This is a genomic window from Siccirubricoccus sp. G192 (genome assembly GCF_019084075.1).
In the GTDB taxonomy this organism is placed as follows: Bacteria; Pseudomonadota; Alphaproteobacteria; order Acetobacterales; family Acetobacteraceae; genus G192.
In genome coordinates this window covers 2546789-2567218 of record NZ_JAHREN010000001.1, presented here as the reverse complement: position 1 = coordinate 2567218, position 20430 = coordinate 2546789, and the positions used below count along the sequence as shown (strand labels likewise).

At 71.7% G+C, this 20430-nt stretch carries 17 protein-coding genes; 6 read left to right on the top strand and 11 right to left on the bottom strand.

Annotated elements, in window-relative coordinates; genetic code table 11:
* Nucleotides 1-839: 839 nt before the first annotated feature.
* Both KSF81_RS12245 and KSF81_RS12240 read right to left on the bottom strand, forming a co-directional pair.
* A complete protein-coding gene (locus KSF81_RS12245; protein WP_217379218.1) occupies nt 840-2051 on the bottom strand; it encodes a DUF1501 domain-containing protein in 1212 nt (403 codons plus the stop codon).
* Complete coding sequence (locus KSF81_RS12240) at nt 2048-3349, bottom strand: DUF1800 family protein (RefSeq protein ID WP_217379217.1); 1302 nt, start codon at nt 3347-3349, stop codon at nt 2048-2050. The genes KSF81_RS12245 and KSF81_RS12240 overlap by 4 nt, the downstream gene beginning before the upstream one ends.
* A 159-nt stretch (nt 3350-3508) precedes the next feature.
* Between KSF81_RS12240 and KSF81_RS12235 the strand changes: the two genes are divergently transcribed.
* Nucleotides 3509-4339 (top strand): hypothetical protein, encoded by an 831-nt coding sequence (locus KSF81_RS12235; RefSeq protein ID WP_217379216.1) that lies wholly within the window; start codon nt 3509-3511, stop codon nt 4337-4339.
* Nucleotides 4340-4363: 24 nt separating this feature from the next.
* On the opposite strand, the gene KSF81_RS12230 is transcribed toward KSF81_RS12235, so the two are convergent.
* The 7 genes from KSF81_RS12230 to KSF81_RS12200 form a co-directional block, all read right to left on the bottom strand.
* The gene (locus KSF81_RS12230) at nt 4364-4525 is read right to left on the bottom strand and encodes a hypothetical protein (protein WP_217379215.1); all 162 of its coding nucleotides are present in this window, start codon (nt 4523-4525) and stop codon (nt 4364-4366) included.
* Between the two features lie 122 nt (nt 4526-4647).
* Entirely contained in the window at nt 4648-5634 is a 987-nt protein-coding gene (locus KSF81_RS12225; RefSeq protein ID WP_217379214.1) for a tripartite tricarboxylate transporter substrate binding protein, read from the bottom strand.
* Nucleotides 5635-5722: 88 nt separating this feature from the next.
* Nucleotides 5723-6799 (bottom strand): ABC transporter ATP-binding protein, encoded by a 1077-nt coding sequence (locus KSF81_RS12220; RefSeq protein WP_217379213.1) that lies wholly within the window; start codon nt 6797-6799, stop codon nt 5723-5725.
* 7 nt (nt 6800-6806) lie between these two features.
* Nucleotides 6807-7727: a sn-glycerol-3-phosphate ABC transporter permease UgpE gene (ugpE, locus tag KSF81_RS12215; protein ID WP_217379212.1), complete on the bottom strand. Its 921-nt coding sequence runs from the start codon at nt 7725-7727 to the stop codon at nt 6807-6809.
* Complete coding sequence (ugpA, locus tag KSF81_RS12210; protein ID WP_217379211.1) at nt 7727-8608, bottom strand: sn-glycerol-3-phosphate ABC transporter permease UgpA; 882 nt, start codon at nt 8606-8608, stop codon at nt 7727-7729. Before ugpA ends, ugpE begins: the two co-directional genes overlap by 1 nt.
* A 19-nt stretch (nt 8609-8627) precedes the next feature.
* Entirely contained in the window at nt 8628-9980 is a 1353-nt protein-coding gene (gene ugpB / locus KSF81_RS12205; protein WP_217379210.1) for a sn-glycerol-3-phosphate ABC transporter substrate-binding protein UgpB, read from the bottom strand.
* Nucleotides 9981-10095: 115 nt separating this feature from the next.
* A complete protein-coding gene (locus KSF81_RS12200) occupies nt 10096-11265 on the bottom strand; it encodes a diaminopropionate ammonia-lyase (RefSeq protein WP_217379209.1) in 1170 nt (389 codons plus the stop codon).
* Between the two features lie 224 nt (nt 11266-11489).
* Here KSF81_RS12200 and KSF81_RS12195 point away from each other — a divergent pair, with 224 nt between their 5' ends.
* On the top strand, nt 11490-12326 hold the full coding sequence (locus KSF81_RS12195; protein ID WP_309139547.1) for an NAD-dependent epimerase/dehydratase family protein: 837 nt from the start codon (nt 11490-11492) through the stop codon (nt 12324-12326).
* Between the two features lie 10 nt (nt 12327-12336).
* Here KSF81_RS12195 and KSF81_RS12190 read toward each other — a convergent pair whose 3' ends face one another.
* Nucleotides 12337-12780 (bottom strand): thioesterase family protein, encoded by a 444-nt coding sequence (locus KSF81_RS12190; protein ID WP_217379208.1) that lies wholly within the window; start codon nt 12778-12780, stop codon nt 12337-12339.
* Between the two features lie 125 nt (nt 12781-12905).
* On the opposite strand from KSF81_RS12190, the gene KSF81_RS12185 reads away from it, so the two are divergent.
* The 3 genes from KSF81_RS12185 to KSF81_RS12175 all read left to right on the top strand — a co-directional run bounded on the left by KSF81_RS12185 (nt 12906) and on the right by KSF81_RS12175 (nt 17703).
* Nucleotides 12906-14939, top strand: coding sequence for a tripartite tricarboxylate transporter substrate binding protein (locus KSF81_RS12185; protein WP_217379207.1), 2034 nt, complete (start codon nt 12906-12908; stop codon nt 14937-14939).
* A gap of 347 nt (nt 14940-15286) precedes the next feature.
* Nucleotides 15287-16042: a GntR family transcriptional regulator gene (locus KSF81_RS12180; RefSeq protein WP_217379206.1), complete on the top strand. Its 756-nt coding sequence runs from the start codon at nt 15287-15289 to the stop codon at nt 16040-16042.
* An 80-nt stretch (nt 16043-16122) separates the two neighbouring features.
* The gene (locus KSF81_RS12175) at nt 16123-17703 is read left to right on the top strand and encodes a gamma-glutamyltransferase (protein ID WP_217379205.1); all 1581 of its coding nucleotides are present in this window, start codon (nt 16123-16125) and stop codon (nt 17701-17703) included.
* A gap of 346 nt (nt 17704-18049) precedes the next feature.
* Here the strand turns inward: KSF81_RS12175 and KSF81_RS12170 are convergent, their stop codons facing one another.
* Nucleotides 18050-18955 (bottom strand): polysaccharide deacetylase, encoded by a 906-nt coding sequence (locus KSF81_RS12170; protein WP_217379204.1) that lies wholly within the window; start codon nt 18953-18955, stop codon nt 18050-18052.
* On the opposite strand from KSF81_RS12170, the gene KSF81_RS12165 reads away from it, so the two are divergent.
* Nucleotides 18904-20427: an amidase gene (locus tag KSF81_RS12165; RefSeq protein WP_309139716.1), complete on the top strand. Its 1524-nt coding sequence runs from the start codon at nt 18904-18906 to the stop codon at nt 20425-20427. The two genes, KSF81_RS12170 and KSF81_RS12165, sit on opposite strands and share 52 nt — an antisense overlap.
* Nucleotides 20428-20430: the final 3 nt, after the last annotated feature.

Genomic DNA, 20430 nt, shown 5'->3' with positions numbered 1-20430 from the left:
GCTGCGCCGCGTCCCCGGCGCCTGGCCCCTGAACGGCGGCTTCTGCGGCCTGGCTATGCACCAGACCGCCTTCGTCACCGACTATCTCCTGGCCCGCCTCACCAGCGTGCGGGAGGTGGTGGCGATCGTCGCGCCGCAGGATTTCCAGGATTGCAGCAAGGTGCCGGCACGGCTCTTCGACCCCGCGGATGTGGATGCCTTCCTTGCGCACCGCCGCTGGCCGGCTGGATTCTACCTGCGCTATTTCGATCCCGTCTCCCTGGCGCGCAATGCCGCCCACATTGCCGCCCAGCGCAGCGGCGAGGACACCCGGGACCCCCTGGTCTTCACCCGCTTCGGCGATGCGCCGCTCGATACCGACAAGACGGCCGATCTCGGCTATGGCGGCATCGCCGGCTTCGACCCGGCCTGTTTCGCGGCGCTGCATGACCTGGCCGGGACGCTGGCAGCCGCACGGCAAAGGCTGGTGGTGGCGATCACGCCGATCAACCCGGGCTGGAGCGCACGCTTCGATCCGGAAGGGCATCTGCTCTCGGGATTCGAGGCGCGGCTGCACCAGGCCATCGCCGGCGCCGGCAATGCTGCCACGCTCTGGACCGGCCCCCCGCGGGGCAGGCTTCGGCACGGCGGCCTTCACCGATGCGATCCATCTGCGCTGGTCGGCGGCACGATGCTTCACCGAGGCACTGGTCCGGGCAACAGGGCTCGGCGGTCGGCCCGAGCCCGGCCTCGCCGCCCTCGATGCGGCCACCGCTCCGCCGGCCTGCGCGCCCACGACCATGGCGGCGCATTCCTGAGGCCCCGGCCGGCCGCGCCGTGCCGCGCGGCCGGCCAGCCGCTCAGCCCCGCAGCAGGCCCGGCAGCGCCGGTGCCTCCGCACTGCCCGGGAAGGCCAGCGCCACCGCCGGCTCGGGCAGGCGCAGATGGTCGCGCATCAACCCCTTGGCGACCCGCCGGAGGTCGAGGGTTGGCGCGAGGTCGCGCCCCTCGTGCAATTGCCCCTCGGTGAGGCCGGGCCAATCCGCGACCACCCGGCCGCCCGCGACGCCACCGCCGAGCAGGAAGGCGAGGCCGCCCGTGCCATGATCGGTGCCGAGATTGCCGTTCACCCGCGCGGTGCGGCCGAATTCCGTCACCACCAGCACGGCGGTCCGCGCCCAATGCGCGCCGAGCCCGTCGCGCAACGCCGCCAGCCCGTCATCCAGCGCGCGCAGCAGCGGCAGGATGCGGTTCCGCTGCCCGGCATGGGTGTCCCAGCCGCCGAGTTCCATGGCCGCCACCCGCGGCCCGTCGGCGGCGGCCAGCAGCCGTGCCGCGGCGGCGGCCAGGCGCGGGAAGGCGTTGCGGTCACGGTCCTGCGGGCTGGGCGCGCCGATGGTCTGGGCCACGAAGCCGCGGGCCCGCATCCCCTCGGCGAGCACGGGGCCGAGCAGCGGGTCGGCCGCCTGCAATTCGGCGATGCGATAGATCAGGTCGGCGGCCGGCCGCTCCAACCCCGGCGGCGCATAGGCGCCGATCGGCGTCGCCCCGCGCAGCAGCAGCGGCACGCCGGTGCCGATGGCGAGCCCCGCCCGCGCCTGTGCCGGGTTCGGGACCGCCGCCAGGGCGCGGTTCAGCCAGCCGCTGGTGAGCCGTTCCGTGGCGCCGCCTTCCAGCAGGTCCTGCGCCTCGAAATGGCTGCGGCTGCGGTAGGGGCCGGCCACCGCATGCAGCACCAGCGCCTCATTCGCCGCATACATCGCATGCAGCGCCGGCAGGGCCGGATGCAGGCCGAAGAAGCCGCCGAGATCGAGCAGCGCGCCCTCCGGCCCCGGCTCCTGGCCCGGCTCCGGCAATACCAGCGGCGCCCGCAGCCCGGCCAGCGCCGGGTCGCCATAGGGCTGCACCGCATGGAGCCCGTCCAGCGCGCCGCGCAGGATCACCACCACCAGCCGGCGCTCCCCCGGCAATTGCGCGAAAGCCACCCGCGTGCGGCCCAGCGCGAGCGAGGCGGCGAGGCCGAGCAGCAGGCCGCGCCGGGTCGCATGCGGCCCCTTCGGGTGCAGGCTCATCGGTGCATGAACTCCGGGCTGCCGAAGACCAGGGTGATGGCGTCGCGCACCGAGCCGGCGCGGGAGGCGGCGGTCACCGTCTCGGCGCGGGCCAGCGGGCCGAGCGCCGCCTCCGCCACCTCCCGCGGGTCCAGGCGACCGAAGCGGCCGGCGAGGGTGAAGGCCCAGTCCAGGCGCCGCATCAGCGCCTCGGGCGCCGCCCATTCTGCGGCGGTATCGGCCCAGCCATTCGGCTGCGGCGCGTTCCAGAGCGGCTGGCCGAGGGCGCCGAGTCCATTGAGCACCGCCTCGGCCCGTTCCGGCGGCAGGCCAAGGGCGCGGCAGGCGGCGAGCACGTAATCCATGGGCGCGCGGAACTTGCCGAGCGGCGGCTCCCAGGCTTGCGGCAACCGGATCAGCACCCGCGCGGCGGCGCCGAGATCGCCGCCCGTGTCCCGCAGGCTCGCCCCCACCGCCCGCACCGCCTCGGGCGGCGGGGCATCGGCGACGAAATGCCGCACCAGGCGGAAGGCAAGGTGGCGGAAGGTGGCGGGATGCGTGCCGAGGAACCGCAGCGCCGCCTCGCCCCCGGCCTCTCCAGGGCCGAATTCCTGGCCGAGCAACTGCTTGGAGCCGGGCTCATGGGTCTGTGGCCGGAACTGGAAGCCGAAGGGCTCGGCGCGCAGGGCGACGCTCCAGCCGGTCAGGATGCGGGCAAGCTCCTGCACATCGCCCTGGGTATAGCCGCCGGCGGGCGAGAGGCTATGCAACTCCAGCACCTCCCGCGCGAGGTTCTCGTTCAACCCGCGGCCGCTGCGCAGGCCGAAGGGGCTGCCCGGCCCCACCGAACCGGCATTGTCGAGATAGAGCAGCATGGCGGGGTGGCGGACCACCGCCACCAGCATATCGGCGAAGCGCCCCGTCACATGCGGCCGGATCGCCTCGCGCTCAAAGCCGCCGATCACCGGGTTCACCAGGCCGGCGCGGCGGCTGGCGGTGAAGTGGTTCATCCAGAAATCCACCAGGCGCTCGCGGAAGGGCTGCTCGGCCGTCAGGCGGCGGCGGGCCCAGGCCAGCGTCTCGGCCCGGACGAGCGGGACGACGCGGCCCTGCCCCTCCAGATCGCCGGCATTCCGCTCCCGCTCCGCCAGATCCTCGCTGCGGGCGCGCAGCCCCTCCGCGGCGCTATGGCCCGGGGGCAGCGGCGCCTCGGGCCCAAGCTGGGATTCGAGCCAACCGAGGGCATCATCCGGCGGCGCCTCGCCAAGCCGGAGCCCGAGGCCAAACCGAACCGCGGCGACATGCACAGAACGGGACATGCAGCAGGCTTAGCACAGGCTTGGGGCGGGATCGCCTGCCCGACCGTTACAGAATGTGACGGCGGCCCCCATTGTATACATCTCGCCCCTCGATAGAATAGCCTCGCCTGGAATCGCCCGGGTGTCGCTGCCCCGCAGCAGCCAGCCCGAGGTTTCCCCATGGTCCTGTCCCTGCTCCTCGACGGCCGTTTCGATGCCTATTTTGAGGCCGCGCGGAAGGATGCCGGCACCTGGCTCTTCGTGCATGTGCCGAAGACCGCCGGCAGCTCCCTCAGCAGCGAGTTGGCGGGGCTGATTCCGCCCTACCACAACATCCATATCGACCATCTGGACCGCTCCCGCCCCGGGCCGGAGCGCTACGATGCCGCCGTCGACGCCTTCCTGGCCGAGGCGGGACGGACGCCCTTCCGCTCCGCCTCCGGCCATATCCAGAACCGTCACATGGAGCGCATCCGGGCCGCCCTGCCGGGGCTGCGCTGCGTGACCATGCTGCGCCGCCCGATGTCGCGCATCGTCTCGGACTACCGCTACCAGCGCTCGCCGATGCATCCGCTGAACGAGGAGGTGCGGCGCCGGGTGCCGGATTTCGCGGCCTTCACGGAATTGCCCGGCCAGCGCAACCGCATGGCGCGGCACCTGGTGCCGGCCGAGATGGTGCGGCGCGAGCAGGTGGAGGACAGCATCGGCTATATCATGGAGCGCTACGCCTTCATCGGCCTGCAGGAGAGCTACGCGCTCTCCTTCCGCGCCCTGACCGCGCTGGTGGCCGGCCAGCCGCACAATCCGCAGGAGCGCCGGCGCGTGAACGAGGACGGGGAGGCGGTGGTGCCGACGCTGGATGCCATGCGGCGTGTCCAGGAGCTGAACATCCTCGACTTCGCCATCCATGAATTCTTCGCCCGGCATTTCCAGGCGATCGAGGCCAGGCTTGCGGCCTGGCTCGCGGCGCATCCTGCCGGGATGACGGAGGGGAGCCAGCGGGTCGCCTGAGCGGCCGCCAGACCCCCGCCAGGCTCAGGCGATCACCCGGATCCCGCTGGCCAGCAGCGCCGGGGTATTGGCGAAGATGGCCAGCACCGCCGCCGTGCCGGTTCCGTCCACATCCCAGCGGCGCGCGCCGCTTGGCCGGTCATGGAGGAACTGGCCGAAACCCGCCGTCGCCACGGTGCCGTTCACGAAGCGGGCAGCATCCAGGACTCCGAGGGCCGTCTCCAGCCCGCCCTGGAACCCAGCGGCGGATTGCTTATTCCCGGGCGCATCTTCCGCGCCCGGGCGCGGATCCCTGGCCGGAATGCGCGTCAATCGATCCTGATGCCGGCATCACGGATGATGGGCTCCCATTTCGCGATCTCGTCCATCAGCCATTTCGTCGCCGTCTCGGGCGTGGTGTCGCTGCGGACCGTCATGGTCATCTCGGTCAGGCGCCGCTGCACCGGCTCCAGCGCTGCCACGCGGTTGAAGGCGGCATTGGCGGCCCGCACCACCGGCTCCGGCGTGCCGGAGGGCGCCAGCACCATGTGCCAGGTGTAGGATTCGGCATCCGCCACGCCGGCCTCGGCGAAGGTCGGCACTTCCGGCGCCTGTGGCAGCCGGCGGTCGGCGGAGATGCCGAGCGCCCGGGCATCGCCGCGCTGCGCATAGGTGAGGCCACCCGCCGCCACATCCATGAACATCGCCAGCCGGCCGCTCAGCAGGTCCGGCATGCCGGCCGAGGAGCCGCGATAGGTGATGTGGTTCACCTTGAGGTCGCCGGCCCGCTTGAGGAACAGCTCGGTCGCCAGATGCACGGCGCCGCCATTGCCGGAACTGCCGTAATCGTATTTGCCGGGATTCTCGCGGAACAGCTTCACCAGCTCGCCCAGGTTCTGCGCCGGCAGGTCCTTGTTCACCAGCAGCACCATCGGGATCACGCCCATCAGCGCCACCGGCTGGAAATCCGCCACCGGGTCGAAGGGCAGGCGCGGGAACAGCGCCCGCAGCACCGAATGCGCGATGGTGTTGTAGAGCAGGGTATGGCCATCCTTCGGTGCCTTGGCGACCACGTCGGTGCCCACCACCACGCCGGCACCGGTGCGGTTCTCCACGATCACGCGCTGCGGCAGGATCTTCGAGAGTTCCTCGGCGAAAAGCCGCGCCGGGATATCGGTGGGGCCGCCGGCGGCGAAGGGCACGACCAGCCGGATCGGCTGGCTCGGCCAGGAGGACTGGGCAAGGGCCGGGCAGGCCAGGCCGCTGCCCGCGGCGGTGCCGAGGGCGGAAAGGGCAAGCAGGCTGCGACGGCGCATCGGATTACTCCCGGATTGCGAGGCTGCTCGCCTCTGTTTCGGTTCGGACGGGAATTGGGGCCAGCCCGGCCTGCGGTCAACCGCCCCGTCACGGCCCGGCATCGAGCCGCCGGCCGCTGGCGGCGTCGAAGACGTGCAGTTCCGCCGCCGGGATCGCCAGCCGGAGCGCGCCGCCTGCCGCCGGCACCGCCCCATGCAGCTTCGCCGTCAGCGCCTCGCCCCCCGGAAGCCGGCCATGCAGCACCGTCTCCGAGCCGAGCGGCTCCACCAGGTCGAGCGCCAATCCCAGCCCTGCTTCCGGATCGCGCCGCATATGCTCCGGCCGAATGCCGATGATGAGGCGCTGGCCGTCCGGCCCGGCGCGCGGCCCATCGGCGAAGTGCAGCACCGGCCCGGCGCGCAGCAGCACGGCGCGGCCGCCCTCGACCAGCACGCCTTCCAGGAAATTCATCGCGGGGCTGCCGATAAAGCCGGCGACATAGGTATCGGCCGGCCGCGCCCAGATCTCCATGGGTGTGGCCACCTGTGCGGCATGGCCGGCATGCATCACCACCAGCCGGTCGCCGAGCGTCATCGCCTCGGTCTGGTCATGCGTCACGAAAAGGCTGGTGACGCCGAGGCGGCGTTGCAGCCGCCGGATCTCGGCCCGCATCTGCACGCGGAGCTTGGCGTCGAGGTTGGAGAGCGGCTCATCGAACAAAAACAGCTTGGGCTGCCGCACGATGGCGCGGCCCATCGCCACCCGCTGTCGCTGCCCGCCGGAGAGTTGGCGCGGCCGGCGCTCCAGCAGCGCGGCGATGCCGAGCAATTCGGCCGCCTCGCCGACGCGGCGGGTGATCTCCGCCTTGGGCGTGCCGCGGATCTTCAGCCCATAGGCCATGTTCTGGAAGACGCTCATATGCGGGTAGAGCGCGTAATTCTGGAACACCATGGCGATGTCGCGATCGGCCGGCTCCAGCCCCGTCACCTCGCGCCCGGCGATGCGGACGCTGCCCTGGCTCGGCGTCTCCAGCCCCGCCACGATCCGCAGCAGGGTCGATTTGCCGCAGCCGGAGGCGCCGACGATGACGATCATCTCGCCCTCCGCCACGGCGAGGTCGATGCCGTGCAGCACCTGGGTGGCGCCGAAGGCTTTCTGGATACCGGTGAGTTCGAGGGACGCCATCACCCGCCTATTTCTCGGTCTCGGTCAGGCCCTTGACGAACCAGCGCTGCATCAGCACCACGACAAGGACCGGCGGCAGCAGGGCCAGCACGGCGGTGGCCATGATGACGTTCCACTCGTTCTGCGCATCGCCGGAGCCGATCATCTTGGCAAGGCCGACCACGATGGTTTCCAGCGAACGGTCATTCACCACCAGCAACGGCCAGAGATACTGGTTCCAGCCATAGATGAACAGGATGACGAAGAGCGCCGCGATGTTCGTGACCGAGAGCGGCAGCAGGATGTCGCGGAAGAAGCGGAGCGGCCCGGCGCCGTCGATCTTCGCGGCCTCCACGTATTCGTCGGGGATGGTGAGGAAGAATTGCCGGAACAGCAGCGTCGCTGTGGCGCTGGCGATCAATGGGATGGTCAGCCCGGCCATGGGATTGAACAGGTCGAGATCGACGATCACCTGGTAGGTCGGGATGATCCGCACCTCCACCGGCAGCATGAGGGTGAGGAAGATGGTCCAGAAGGCCAGCATCCGCCCGGGAAAGCTGAAGAACACCACCGCATAGGCCGAGAGCAGCGAGATCGCGATCTTGCCTGTCGCAATCAGCATCGCCATCAGCGCGCTGTTCCAGAGCATCAATCCGGCCGGGCTGGCGCGGAACCGGCCGCTGCCGCCGGTGGCGAAGGCGGCGGCGTAGTTCTCCAGCCCATGCGTGCCCGGCAGCAGCGGCACATCGCCGCGGCCGATGGTGGAGGCATCATGGGTGGAGCCGACCAGGGTGATCCAGATCGGCAGGGCGAAGACCAGCACGCCGAGCAGCAGCCAGAAATGCGTCAGCCAGCGCTCGCGCCGCTGCCGCCGTGCGGTCCGCACCGCCAGCGTCGCATCCTGCGGCAGCAATGCGACCGGGGCCGCGAGGGTGGTGTCCGGCGGCATCAGTAATGCACCCGGCGCTCGATGAAGCGGAACTGCACCACGGTCATGGCGATGACCAGCACCATCAGGATCACCGATTGCGCGGCGGAGGAGCCGAGATTGGTGTTCTGCACCCCCTCGACATAGACCTTGTAGATGAGCGTCTCCGTCGCCTTGCCCGGGCCGCCGCCGGTCAGCGCATGGATCACGCCGAAGGTATCGAAGAAGGCATAGACCAGGTTCACCACCAGCAGGAAGAAGGTGGTGGGCGAGAGCAGCGGGAAGACCACGGTCCAGAAGCGCCGGGTCGGCCGGGCGCCGTCGATGGCGGCGGCCTCCAGCACGCTGCGCGGGATGCTTTGCAGCCCGGCCAGGAAGAAGATGAAGTTATAGCTCACCTGCTTCCAGGCACTGGCGATGATGACCAGCAGCATCGCCTGGCCGCCATTCAGCTTGTAGTCCCAGAGGATGCCGGCCTGGTTCAGCGCCCGCCCGATCAGCCCGATCGAAGGGTGGAACAGGAACAACCACAGCACGGCGGCGACCGCCGGCGCCACCGCATAGGGCCAGATCAGCAGGGTCTTGTAGAGATTGGCGCCACGGATCGACTTGTCCGCCTGCACCGCCAGGAACAGGGCCACCGCCATGGCGCTGGTGGCGACGGCGGCGGAGAAGACCAGCGTGTTCCAGGCAGCCTCGCGCCAGGCGGGGTCGACCAGCACCTCCTCGAAATTGCGCAGGCCCACGAATTCCGTGCGCAACCCCCAGGCATCCTGCTGCAGCACGGATTGCCAGATCGCCGCGCCGGCCGGCCAGAGGAAGAAGACGCAGGTGATGGCAAGCTGCGGCGCCAGCAGCAGCAGCGGCAGCGCGACGCCCTTGAAGATGACCTTCTTGCGCATGGCGCCGCCGCCGGCCGGGCTACTGGCGGTTCGCGCGTTCGAAGTTGCGCAGCACCTGGTTGCCGCGGCGCACCACGGCATCCATCGCCTGCTGGCCGTCCTGCTGGCCCTGGAAGGCCTTTTCCATCTCCTCCTGGATGATGTTGCGGATCTCGACATAGCCGCCGAGGCGGATGCCGCGGGTATTCTCGGTGGTCTCGCCGCCGCGCAGCAATTGCTCGATCGGGATCTCGGCGCCGGGGTTCTTCTGGTAGTAGCCTTCGCGTTCGGCAATAGCGTAGCTGGCGCGGCGCACCGGCACATAGCCGGTCTCCATGTGCCATTTCGCATCCACCTCGGGCTGGCTGAGGTAGCGGAAGAACTCCGCCACGCCCTTCCACTCCTCCGCATTGCGCCCGCCCTGCGGACCGCGGTTCAGCGCCCAGAAGCTGGCGCCGCCGATGATTGAGTTGCGCGGCGCGCCGGCGACATCGCTGTAATAGGGCAGCATGGCGGTGCCCCATTCGAAGCGGCCCTCACGGATGATGCGGCTCCGCACCCCGGAGGAACCCATGTAGATGCTGCATTCGCCGTTCGGGAAGAGTGCATCGGCGGCGGCGTCGCGGCCGCCATACTTGAACAGCCCCTCGCGCTGCCAGGCGATCAGGTTGTTCATGTGGCGGACCATCAGCGGGTTGTTCACCCGCATTTCCGCGCCGAGGCCGCCGAAGCCGTTGCCGAGCGTGGCGATCGGCACGTCATGCAGGGCGCTCATCTGCTCCACCTGCACCCAAGCGGGCCAGGCGGTGGTCAGCGGGCAGGCGAGGCCGGCCGCCTTCAGCTTGCGCGCCGCCTGCTCCACCTCCTGCCAGGTCTGCGGCGGCGCGTTGGGGTCGAGGCCGGCGCGGCGGAAATGGTCCTTGTTCCAGAACATCACGGCGGTGGAGGAATTGAAGGGCAGGCTCATCTGCCGCCCATCCGCCGCCTGGTAGTAGCCGCGCACCGGCGGCAGGTAGTCCCCGAAGTCGATCTCCACGCCCGATTCGGCCAGCAATCCGTAGGTCGGCTTCACCGCGCGGCCGGCGGCCATCATGGTGCCGGTGCCGACCTCGAACATCTGCACCAGATGCGGCGCGGCATTGGCACGGAAGGCGGCGATGGCCGCCACCATGGTTTCCGCATAGCCGCCGCGGAAGGAGGGCACCACCCGGTAGCGCGGCTGCGAGGCGTTGAAATCCGCCACGATCTGCTCAAGCTGGCCGCCGAGCGGCTGGGCCAGCCCGTGCCAGAACTGGATCTCCACCGGCTGGGCCTGGGCCGCGGCAGGCCGGGGCAGCAGGCCGGCCAGGGCCGCGAGACCGAGCGCGGCGGCAGCCAGGAATCGGCGCTTCATGGCGTGAACACTCCCCGATGTCGTTGACGCAGGCAGCCACCTAGCCCGCCTGCGTTGCGGCCACGTGCCAGATTGGCAACAGATAGAGGAAGCCCGGTGTCCCGGGCAAGGCGGGTCAGGCCGCCGCCTCCACCAGCCTGGCGTAGAGCACCGGGTCGGTCGCCCCCTCGGTGCCGAAGAGCAGCACCTGGCTTGCTTCCGTCAGGCCGAGCGCCGTCCGCCCGAAGGGGTCGCGGGCCGCCAGCAGCAGCGCGGCGAGGCCGGCCACCGCGCTCTCCCCCGCCACCACCCGCGACTCGCGCCGTACCAGCAGCCGCATGCAGTCCACCGCCGCCTGGTCAGGCACCGCCATGAAGGCGAAGGCGGCGCGTTCCAGCTCCTGCCAGGCCAGCAGGCTCGGCTCGCCGCAGGCGAGGCCCGCCATCAGCGTGTCCAGCTCGCCCTCGATCGCAACGGGCTCGCCGGCCTCGGCGCTGGCCAGCAGGCAGGCGGCCTGGTCGGGCTCCGCCACCACCAGATGCGGCGCGGCGGCGCCATAGCTGGTCCGCATCTGCACCGAGACCGCCGCCGCGAGCCCGCCGACGCCGCCCTGGATGAAGACATGGCTCGGCGCGGTGGCAAGCTGCGCCGCGGCTTCCTCGGCCATCAGCCGGTAGCCCTGCATCACGTCCCGCGGCACCTCGGTATAGCCCGCATAGGAGGTATCGGAGACGACGAACCAGCCCTCCTTCTCCGCGGTCCGCTGCGCCGCGCGCACGGCATCGTCATAGGTGCCTGATACCACGCGGATCTCGGCGCCATAGGCGGCGATGGCATCGCGCCGGCCCTGGCTCACCGTCTCATGCACGAAGATGACGCAGCGTGCGCCGAAGCGCTGCGCGCCCCAGGCGACGCTGCGGCCGTGGTTGCCATCGGTGGCGCAGGTGACGGTGATGCCCGCTGTCGCCTCCCGATACTTGCCCTCCAGCAACTCGGCGGAGGTGACGGCGTTGGCGATGCCGCGCTTCGAGAGTTCCACCGTCAGCACCCGCATCACCGCATAGGCGCCACCCAGCGCCTTGAAGCTGCCGAGGCCGAAGCGCCCGGCCTCGTCCTTCCAGTAGACCGCCGCGACCCGCGCCTCCCGCGCCACATCCGGCAGCGAGATCAGCGGCGTCGGCGCATAGCCGGGCCATAAGGTGATCTCCTCCCGCGCCCGGCGGAAGCCGCCCTCGGGAAGCACGACCACCCCGGGGGTCCCGGCATGGCGGTTGAGCAGGAGCTGGAAGCGGTGCCTGGCGATCATGCGACTATATTGCGCGCTACGGCGGCAGCCGCCACACCCGGCCTGCGGGCTGGGCGAAAAAAGGAGGGAAGCGATGACGATCACGATCCTGGGCGGCGGCGGCTTCCTCGGCCGCAAGCTGGCGCAGCGCCTGGCGCAAGAGGGGCGGCTCGGCGGCCAGCCGATCCAGGGCCTCACCCTTTTCGATCTGGCCGAGCCACCGGCGCCGGAAGCCCCCCTTCCCCGTGCGCTGCCTGGCCGGCGACATCGCCGACCCCGCCGCCGTGGCGGCCGCCATCCCGCCGGGGACGCGGGTGGTGGTGCATCTGGCCGCCGTGGTCAGCGCCCAGGCGGAGGCCGATCTCGATCTCGGGCTGCGGGTGAACATCCAGGGGGTGCTGGCCGTGTTGCAGGCCTGCCGGGCGCTTCAGCAACCGCCGCGGGTGGTCTTCACTTCCTCCGTCGCCAGTTTCGGCGGCGGGCAGGAGGCGGTGCTGCCGGATGATGCCCGCCAGCTTCCCGGCAACAGCTACGGGGCGCAGAAGGCCATCGGCGAATTGCTGCTCCAGGACGCCACCCGCCGCGGGCTGATGGATGCGGTGAGCCTCCGCCTCCCCACCGTCATCATCCGCCCGGGTCGGCCGAACAAGGCGGCGTCGAGCTTCGTTTCCGCGATCCTGCGGGAGCCGCTGCTGGGCCTGCCCACGGAACTGCCGGTCGGCGAGGATTTCGCCCTCTGGATCTGCTCGCCCCGCCGCGCCGTGGACTGGTTCCTGCACGCGATGACCATGGATACGGCGCCGCTCGGCCTCGACCGCGGCATCAACCCGCCGGGGCGGAGCGCCACCGTCGCCAAGCTGTTGCAGGCGCTGGAGACGGTCGCCGGTCCCGCCGCCCGCGCCCTGGTGCGGCCCGCGCCCGACCCGACGATCGAGGCCATCGTCGGCGGCTGGCCGGCCGCCTTCACCGCCGAGCGCGCCCGCCGCCTGCTCGGCTTCTCCGAACAGGAATCGCTGGAGGAGATCGTCCAGGGCTTCATCGCCGAGGACCTGGCGGCGACGCGCCGGGAACGCGGGCTGTAGTCTGCCGTCCCTACGCCTCGTCCTTCGCCCCCTGCGCGACCAGCATGCGCCGCGCCTCGGGCGGCACCGGCACCCGCTCGCCGGTGTCGTTCCGCACCACCACCAGCACCGCCTTGCCGGAGAAGACCAGGCCGCCTTTCCACACGGCATAGTCATGCGTGTAGCTGGTGCGGCGCACGCTGCCGGGGCGGAGGGTCAGCGCCACCGCGTCGTCGAAGCCGAGCGGGCGGAGGTAGCGCGCCTCCAGCTGCGCCACCACCGGGCCGGGCGCATCGGGCGCGAAGCCTCCGCCGAGCGAGAGCCAATGCGCCACCCGCAGATCCTCGCAGAGCGTCAGGTAGGCGGCGTGGTTCACATGCCCGTACATGTCGCATTCGGCCCAGCGGATGCGGTGCCGGCGCAGCACCGGCCATTCGCCCTCGATCCCATAGGCCGCCCGATCCTCCTCCGTCATCCCCGCCTCCTGCCGGTTGCAGCCGGCATAGTGGGCCGGCCGGCGCGCCACCGGAAGCCGCCCGGCTGGACGCGCCGGCAGGCCCGGGGGGCAGTTTGCCCACCCGATGGACGGAGTCGCCCCCCATGCCCCTGCGCCGCAGCCTGCTCGCCCTGCCCCTCGGCCTGGCCCTGCCCGGATCGGCGCGGGCGGCGGAATGGCCGGCCGACCGGCCGATCGAGGTGATCGTGCCCTATCCGCCCGGCGGCGGCGTGGACATCCTGGCCCGCATGGTGCTGCAGCACCTGGCGCCGCGCCTGGCCGGCGCCCGCTTCGTCGTCACCAACCGGGCCGGCGCCAGCGGCCAGCTCGGCGACGAGGCGGTCTTCAACGCGGCGCCGGATGGCTATACCCTGGGCTGCGTCGCCACCGGCAGCCTGGCCTCCATTCCGCTGGAGCGGCCGGCGCGCTGGCGGATCGCGGATTTCACCTATCTCGCCAATGTGGTGGACGACGCCTCGGGCCTCTGGGTGCTGCCACGCTCGCCGCTGAAGAACCTCGCGGACCTGGTGGCGGCGGTGCGGCCGGCGCCGGAGAGCGTCAGCATCGGCACCGCGGCCGGCGTCGGCTCCGACGACCACCAATTGCTGCTGGCCTTCGAGGAAGCGGCGGGATTCCGTGCCCTGCACGCGCCCTATAACGGCACCGCGCTGGTGATCCGGGATCTGCTCTCGGGCGCGGTGGAGGTGGGTTCCTTCAATATCAGCGAGGGGCTGACCCTGATGCGCGAGGGCCGCATCCGCTGCCTCGGCTACGCGGCGCCGGAGCGCTGGGCGCAGGCGGGCGATGTGCCGACCTTCCGCGAACAGGGTTTCGACGTGGTGGTCGGATCCTCGCGCGGCTTCGTCGGCCCGCCCGGGCTGCCGCCCGCCATCCAGGCGCGGCTGGTGGAGGCGCTGACCGCCACCCTGGCCGACCCCACCTTCCTGGCGGAGGCGGAGCGGCTCGGCCTGCCGCTGCAGCCCCGGCTGGGGAGGCCTATCGCGCCGCGGTGCTGCGCGAGGATTCAGCGATGCGGGAGCTCTACAAGCGCCGGCCCTGGCGGAACTGACCGGCCAGGGCTTGCCCCATGTGAAGGCTTGCGGCCGAAGGGCCGAGGCCGCACCCTTCCGGCAACGATACCTGGGAGGAATGCCATGTTGACCCGCCGCGGCATCGCCGCGAGCCTCGCCACGCTGGCCGTACCCGCCATCGCCCGCGCCCAGGGGCCGGCGGCATCGGCCTGGCCGGGCGAGCGGCCGATCGAGACCATCGTCCCCTTCCCGCCCGGCGGCGGCGTGGATGTTATGACCCGGCTGCTGCTGCCGATCGTGGCGCGGCATCTGGGCGGCGGCGCCCGGACGGTGATCACCAACCGCTCCGGCGCCGGCGGACAGCTCGGCTACGAGGCCATCTTCAACGCGGCGCCGGATGGCTTCACGCTGGGCGCCGTCACCGCCCCGGTGCTCCAGGCGATCCCGATCGAGCGGCCGGCGCGCTACCGGGCGCTGGATTACACCTTCCTCGCCAATGTGGTGGAGGATCCCAACTGCTTCTTCGTGCAGGCCAATTCGTCGGTCCGCGGCCTCCCGGATCTGGTCGCGGCGGCGCGGGCGCGGCCGGGGGCGCTGAATTACGGCACCACCGGGGTCGGCAGCGACGACTATATCGTGATGCTGGCTTTCGAGGCGCTGGCCGGCCTGCCCCCGCTGGTGCATGTGCCCTTCCCCGGCGGCGCCCCGGTGATGCAGGCGCTGCTGGGCGGCCATCTGCACCTGGCGGTCGGCAACATGAGCGACGGCATCGCCCTCGTCCGGGAGGGCCGCATCCGCTATCTCGGCGGCGCCATGGCGGAGCGCTGGGCCCCGCTGCCCGAAGTGCCGACCTTCCGGGAGCAGGGTTTCGACCTGGTGGCCGGGGCGAGCCGCGGCATCGTCGCGCCGCCCGGCCTGCCGGACCCATTGCGGATTCGCCTCGAAAGCGCCTTCGGCGCGGCCCTGGCGGACCCGGCCTTCCTGCGCGAGGCGGACCGCCTGGCCCTGCCGCTCAGGCCCTTGGTCGGGGCCGCTTACCGGGAAATGATTGCGGAGATGGAGTCGGGGCTGCGAAGCCTCTGGCAGCGCCGCCCCTGGAAGGAGTGAAGGCATACCGTCCACCGGCGTGTCCGATTTCATGCCCGGATGTGGTATTTTTGCAGCATAGGCTGCTAAGGGCCTCGGAGGGCTCCGGGAGCACGGGCATCGGGATATCCTATGCGAATACCGGTTGTGATTGTATGCACACAACCCGTTGGGATTTCTGGATTCCGCTCACCCGGCACCGGATGCCTGAAACGCTTGGCCGGTTGCCGGCCACATGCCCCGAGACCACTCCGCGGGGACTGGCTGCCCGATTGCATTGGCCGATCGTTGCGGACCCGCCGAGCAGTCCCTTTCAAAACCAATAAGTTGAATTTATGCTAGGCTTCTTCGTTAGATAGAAGGGGCCTATGGACGTGGCTGTTCGGGACCAGCGGGCGCGGGGCGGCGCGCCGGCAGCGATCGGCCCCGCCTTCATCGAACCACGGCGCCTCTTGCCGGTGCAGCCCCGCACCATGGTCGAGCAGGCGGCCGCGGCCATCGTCGCCGCCGCCGCGCGCGGCATCTTCCTGCCCGGCGACCGTCTGGTGGAGGCCGAGATCGCCCGCGACCTCGGCATCAGCCGCGTCCCGGTGCGGGAGGCGCTGCGGCTGCTGGAATCCCAGGGCATCGTGGTCAGCACGCCCTACAAGGGCATGCGCCTGATGCAGGTGGACAACCAGGGCGTCGCCGCCCTCATGCGGGTGCGCCTCGCGCTGGAGACACTGGCGGTGCAGGAAGCGCTGCGCCGGCCCGGCGGGCGCGAGCGTTTCGCTGCGCTGGAGCAGGCCGGGGCACAATTCGCGCTGGCCACCAGTGGCGGCGATCCCGCCCTGATCGTCGCCGCGGAGGAGCAGTTCCACTGCGAGATCCTCCGGGCCTCGGGCAATGCGCCGCTGGTGGCGCTGTGGCAGAGCCTGGCGCGGCAGCTCGCGGTGATCTGGGGCCTGGCGCAGCAGGGCCGTGCCCCCGGCATCGCCGAAGGCGAGCATGCGGCGCTACTGGCGGCGCTGGCCGCGGGCGACGAGGCGGCCGCCGTTGCCGCGCTCGCCGAGCATATCAACTGGCACCAGCACCATGATTTCGAGGCGGTGGTCGCCGAGCGGCGCCGGCAGCCGGCGAGCTGACCGGCCCATTCGGCGGGGCTTGCGGCCGGGGCGGCACGGCGGGACCATGCCGCAAGGCTGAACGCCCCGGAGGACCCGCCATGCCCCAACCCTATACCCCTGCCCCCCATACCACCCAGCGCTGGCAGATCCGCAAAGCCGCGGCGCGCGGCCGTGGCGGCATGGTGGCGTCCCAGGTCGGCACGGCGGCGGAGGCTGGGGTCGCGATGCTGGAGGCCGGCGGCAGCGCCGCCGATGCGGCGGTCGCCACCGCCTTCGCCCTCGCCGCGCTGGAGCCCTGGAACAGCGGCCTCGGCGGCATCGGCTTCGCCCAGGTCATGGCCCCAGGCATGGCGCAGGGCGAGACCTTCGATTTCGGCCCGGTCGCGCCGGCCGGCCTCGACCCCTCCGCCTTCCCGCTGACCGGCCGGATGAAGCAGGATCTCTTTGCCTGGCCGGAGGTGGAGGGCGACCGCAACATCCACGGCCCGCTCTCCTTCGTCATTCCCTCCTCCGTCGCCGGCTATGCGCTGCTGCATGAAAGACATGGCCGGCTGCCGCTCCGCGAGGTGCTGGCGCCGGCGGTAGCGCTGGCCAGGCGCGGCCTGCCGCAGGACTGGTACACCACGCTGAAGGTCGCCGCCTCCGCCGCCGTGCTGCGCCTCTATCCCGAGAGCGCGCGGATCTACCTGCCGAACGGGCTGCCGCCGGTCGCGCCCTATCAGGGCACCCCCGGCTTCTTCACCCTCGGCAACCTGCCCGCCACGCTGGAGCGGTTGCAGCAGGCCGGGCTGCGCGACTTCTACGAGGGCGAGATCGCGGCAGGGATCGCGCAGGATGTGCGGGAGCTGGGCGGCCTGCTCTCGGCCGCCGATCTCCAGGGGTGCCGCGCCCGGGTGCTGCCGGCCATCGGCGTGCCCTGGCGCGGTCGGCGGCTGATGCTGGTGAATGGCCTCACCGCCGCGCCCACCCTGATGCGGGTGCTGGAGGGCATGGCATCGGCGCCGCTCGGCACCGAACCCTCCGCCGCCTGGTATGCGCAGCTCTCCCGCGCCATGCGCGGCGCCTATGCGGAGCGGCTGGCGGGGCTTGGCGATGCCGAGCCCAAGGGCGCGGATAGCTGCACCACCCACCTCACCGTCTGCGACCGCGAGGGGATGATGGTGGCGATGACCACCACGCTGCTCTCCTCCATGGGCAGCCGCGTGGTGCTGCCGCGCTCGGGCGTGCTGATGAACAACGGGGTGATGTGGTTCGATCCGCAGCCCGGGACGCCCAATGCCATGGCCCCGGGCAAGCGGCCGCTGAACAACATGTGCCCGGTGATCGCGGTGGGGGACCGCGGGCCGGAGATCGCGCTCGGCGCCTCGGGCGGCCGGCGCATCCTGGCCTCGGTCTTCCAGATGCTCTCCTTCGTCGCTGATTTCGGCATGGACCCGGAGGCGGCGGCGCATCATCCGCGCATCGACGTCTCCGGCCCCGACGGCGTCACCGCCGATCGCCGCCTGCCCGCCGCCGTGTTGCAGGCGCTGGCCGCCGAGGCGCCGCTGGAGGTGGTGGAGCATGGCGTCATGCCGCTGAATTTCGCCTGCCCGAACCTGATCCGGCGCGGCGCGGACGGGTCGGTGGTGGGCATCAGCGACGCGATGTCGCCCTGGAGCGCGGCGGTGGCGCAGGGGTAGCGCGGATCGCGGATAGTCCGGCGGCCGTCAGTGGCGCGGCCCGGCAAGGGGCGCGATCGGGATGGCGGCGGCCGCGGCGCGGGCGGCGGCCATGGTCGCGTTGCGCCGGGCGCGTCGCCAGCCAAGGCCGGCGCGCAGCAGGGGCCGCCGCAGCCAGGCAGGGGCGGCACGGAAAAGCGCCAGGGGGGACGAGGTTCGAAGGGGCCATTGGGCGGCGCTCCGGTCCCGCGATGGCCGCCCGCGACCGGAAGATCCCTGGCCGGCCGCCATCGCGCCCCGGCACTTTCGCAAAGGGGTACGGCCGCCGCTGTGCGCCCGCACACAGCTCCCGATTCGCGGTCCGATCCTACAGCCCCGCCTCGTCCCGGCAGTATTTCGCCGCCTCCGCATGGGTGGCGAACCAGACGCCGTCCTGGTCGCGCATGTGCCGCACCAGCCGGTCGAGCAGCCCGATGCGGCTGCGATGGCCGATGATATGCGGGTGCATGGTCAGCAGGAACAGCCCGCCCTCGGCATGGGCGCCGTCAAATTCGGCGCGGAAGATCTCCTCCACCGCCGAGGGCGGCGTATAGGGTCGGAGCGCGCTGCCGTAGCGCATGTTGAAATAGACCGCATCGTCGCGGATCCATTCCGGCGGCAGTTCCACGATGCCGGTGGGCTCGCCCTGATCGGTCAGCTCATAGGGGTCGTCATCCGCCATCAGGCTGCTGTCATAGAGCAGGCCAAGCTCGCGGATGATGCCGAGCGTCTCCACCGAGAAGTCCCAGCTCGCGGTGCGGATGCCGCAGCAGCGCCGGCCGGCCAGGCGTTCCAGCACATCGGCGGCGCGCAAGGTCAGGTCGCGCTCGGCGCCGGGCGGCAGGGTGGTATTGGCCTCGTGGATCCAGGAATGCAGGCCGATCTCATGCCCCTCATCGGCCACCGCGCGCACCTCCTCCGGGTAAAGGAGCGCCGAGACGGCGGGGTAGAAGAAGCTGGCGCGGATGCCGTGGCGGCTGAGCAGGGCGCGGATGCGGGGCACGCCCTGGCGGTTGCCGTATTGCCCCTGGCTGATCCGCATCGGGCTGTCATCACCGTCGCGCAGCGGGATGGTCTCATGGTCGGCATCGAAGGAAAGCGCCACGCAGCAGCGGGCGCCGCCGGGCCAGGCATGCGGCCGCAGGTTGCGGCCGGCGCGGGCGCGGCCGGTGATGCGGCGCCATTCCGGCTCCGCCAATTCCCAGGGCTGCGGTTTCGTCCCGTTGGCCGGCATGGGGTTTCGCTCCCGTCCTTGCCGGCCCATGCTGCCCCCCCTGCAGTCCTGACCGGAAGTCCCGATGCCCCCCGACCGATCCCGCACTGATGTCCGCCGAGACGCTGCTCGCCCTCTATGCCAGGCGCGCCCTGTCGCCGGTGGAGACGCTCAGGGCGGTGACGGAGCGGGTGGCGCGCTACAACCCCTGGGTGAACGCCTTCGCGGCGCTCAACCCGCGGGCCCTGGTGGCGGCCGGGGAGAGCGAGGCGCGCTGGATGGCCGGCCGCCCGATGGGCCTGCTGGATGGCGTGCCCAGCACGGTGAAGGACCTGCTGAACCTGGCCGGCTTCCCGACCCGGCGCGGCAGCAAGACCACCGATGCCGCCCCCGCCGCCGAGGATGCGCCCGCGGTGCTCGGGCTGAAACAGGCCGGGGCGGTGATCCTCGGCAAGACCACCACCACGGAATTCGGCTGGAAATCGCCCGGCGACTGCCCGCTGCACGGCATCACCCGCAATCCCTGGAACCGCGAGCGGACGCCGGGCGGCTCCAGCAGCGGCGCCGGGGCGGCGGGCGCGGCCTGTTTCGGGCCGCTGCATATCGGCACCGATGCCGGCGGCTCCGTGCGGATTCCGGCGGCCTTCTGCGGCCTGGTCGGGGTGAAGCCGAGCTTCGGGCGGATTCCACAATGGCCGCTCGGCGCCTTCGCCCATGTCGCCTGCGCCGGGCCGATGACGCGGACGGTGCGCGACGCGGCGCTGATGTTCTCGGCCATGGCGCAGCACGACCTGCGGGATCCCTTCTGCCTGCCCGACGAGCCGCGGGACTGGCGCCAGGGCATCGAGGATGGCGTCGCCGGGCTGCGCGTCGCGGTGGTGCGGCGGCTCGGCTTCGAACCGCCGCTGGATGCGGATGGCGAGGCGGCGCTGCTCGGTGCCGCGAAAATGCTGGAGGAACAGGGCGCCATCGTCGAGGAGGCCGATCCCGGCCTGCCCGATACCCGCGCCATCTTCGGCCGGGTCTGGGGCGTGGCCCTGGCCCGGCTGGTGGCGACCACGCCGCCGGAGAAGCGCGCGCTGCTGGACCAGGGGCTGGCCGAGGTGGCGGAGCGCGAGGGCGGCATGAGCGCCGTGGACTTCCTCGGCGCCGAGGCGCTGCGCATCGAGGCGGCCCACGCCATGGCCCGCTTCCACCAGCGCTTCGACATCCTGCTCACCGCCGCGACCCCCACCGCCGCCTTCGCCGCCGACCAGCCGACGATCCGCCCCACGGAAGCGCTGTGGCGCGACTGGGCGCCCTGGACCTTCGCCTTCAACCTGACCCGCCAGCCCGCCATCAGCGTGCCGATCGGGCTGGACGAGGCGGGGATGCCGCGGGCGGTGCAGGTGGCGGCGGCGCTCTACCGCGACGACCTGGCCTTCCGCGCCGCCCGGGCCCTGGAACGGGCGGCGGAGGTGCCGGCCGGTGCCCCCCTGGCGGAGCCGGCCTGACCG

Coding starts and splice junctions, on each gene's coding strand:
- KSF81_RS12245 (WP_217379218.1), bottom strand. CDS start 2,051: ATGAGCCTGCACCCGAAGGGGCCGCATGCGACCCGGCGCGGCCTGCTG.
- KSF81_RS12240 (WP_217379217.1), bottom strand. CDS start 3,349: ATGTCCCGTTCTGTGCATGTCGCCGCGGTTCGGTTTGGCCTCGGGCTC.
- KSF81_RS12235 (WP_217379216.1), top strand. CDS start 3,509: ATGGTCCTGTCCCTGCTCCTCGACGGCCGTTTCGATGCCTATTTTGAG.
- KSF81_RS12225 (WP_217379214.1), bottom strand. CDS start 5,634: ATGCGCCGTCGCAGCCTGCTTGCCCTTTCCGCCCTCGGCACCGCCGCG.
- KSF81_RS12220 (WP_217379213.1), bottom strand. CDS start 6,799: ATGGCGTCCCTCGAACTCACCGGTATCCAGAAAGCCTTCGGCGCCACC.
- ugpE (WP_217379212.1), bottom strand. CDS start 7,727: ATGCCGCCGGACACCACCCTCGCGGCCCCGGTCGCATTGCTGCCGCAG.
- ugpA (WP_217379211.1), bottom strand. CDS start 8,608: ATGCGCAAGAAGGTCATCTTCAAGGGCGTCGCGCTGCCGCTGCTGCTG.
- ugpB (WP_217379210.1), bottom strand. CDS start 9,980: ATGAAGCGCCGATTCCTGGCTGCCGCCGCGCTCGGTCTCGCGGCCCTG.
- KSF81_RS12200 (WP_217379209.1), bottom strand. CDS start 11,265: ATGATCGCCAGGCACCGCTTCCAGCTCCTGCTCAACCGCCATGCCGGG.
- KSF81_RS12190 (WP_217379208.1), bottom strand. CDS start 12,780: ATGACGGAGGAGGATCGGGCGGCCTATGGGATCGAGGGCGAATGGCCG.
- KSF81_RS12185 (WP_217379207.1), top strand. CDS start 12,906: ATGCCCCTGCGCCGCAGCCTGCTCGCCCTGCCCCTCGGCCTGGCCCTG.
- KSF81_RS12180 (WP_217379206.1), top strand. CDS start 15,287: ATGGACGTGGCTGTTCGGGACCAGCGGGCGCGGGGCGGCGCGCCGGCA.
- KSF81_RS12175 (WP_217379205.1), top strand. CDS start 16,123: ATGCCCCAACCCTATACCCCTGCCCCCCATACCACCCAGCGCTGGCAG.
- KSF81_RS12170 (WP_217379204.1), bottom strand. CDS start 18,955: ATGCCGGCCAACGGGACGAAACCGCAGCCCTGGGAATTGGCGGAGCCG.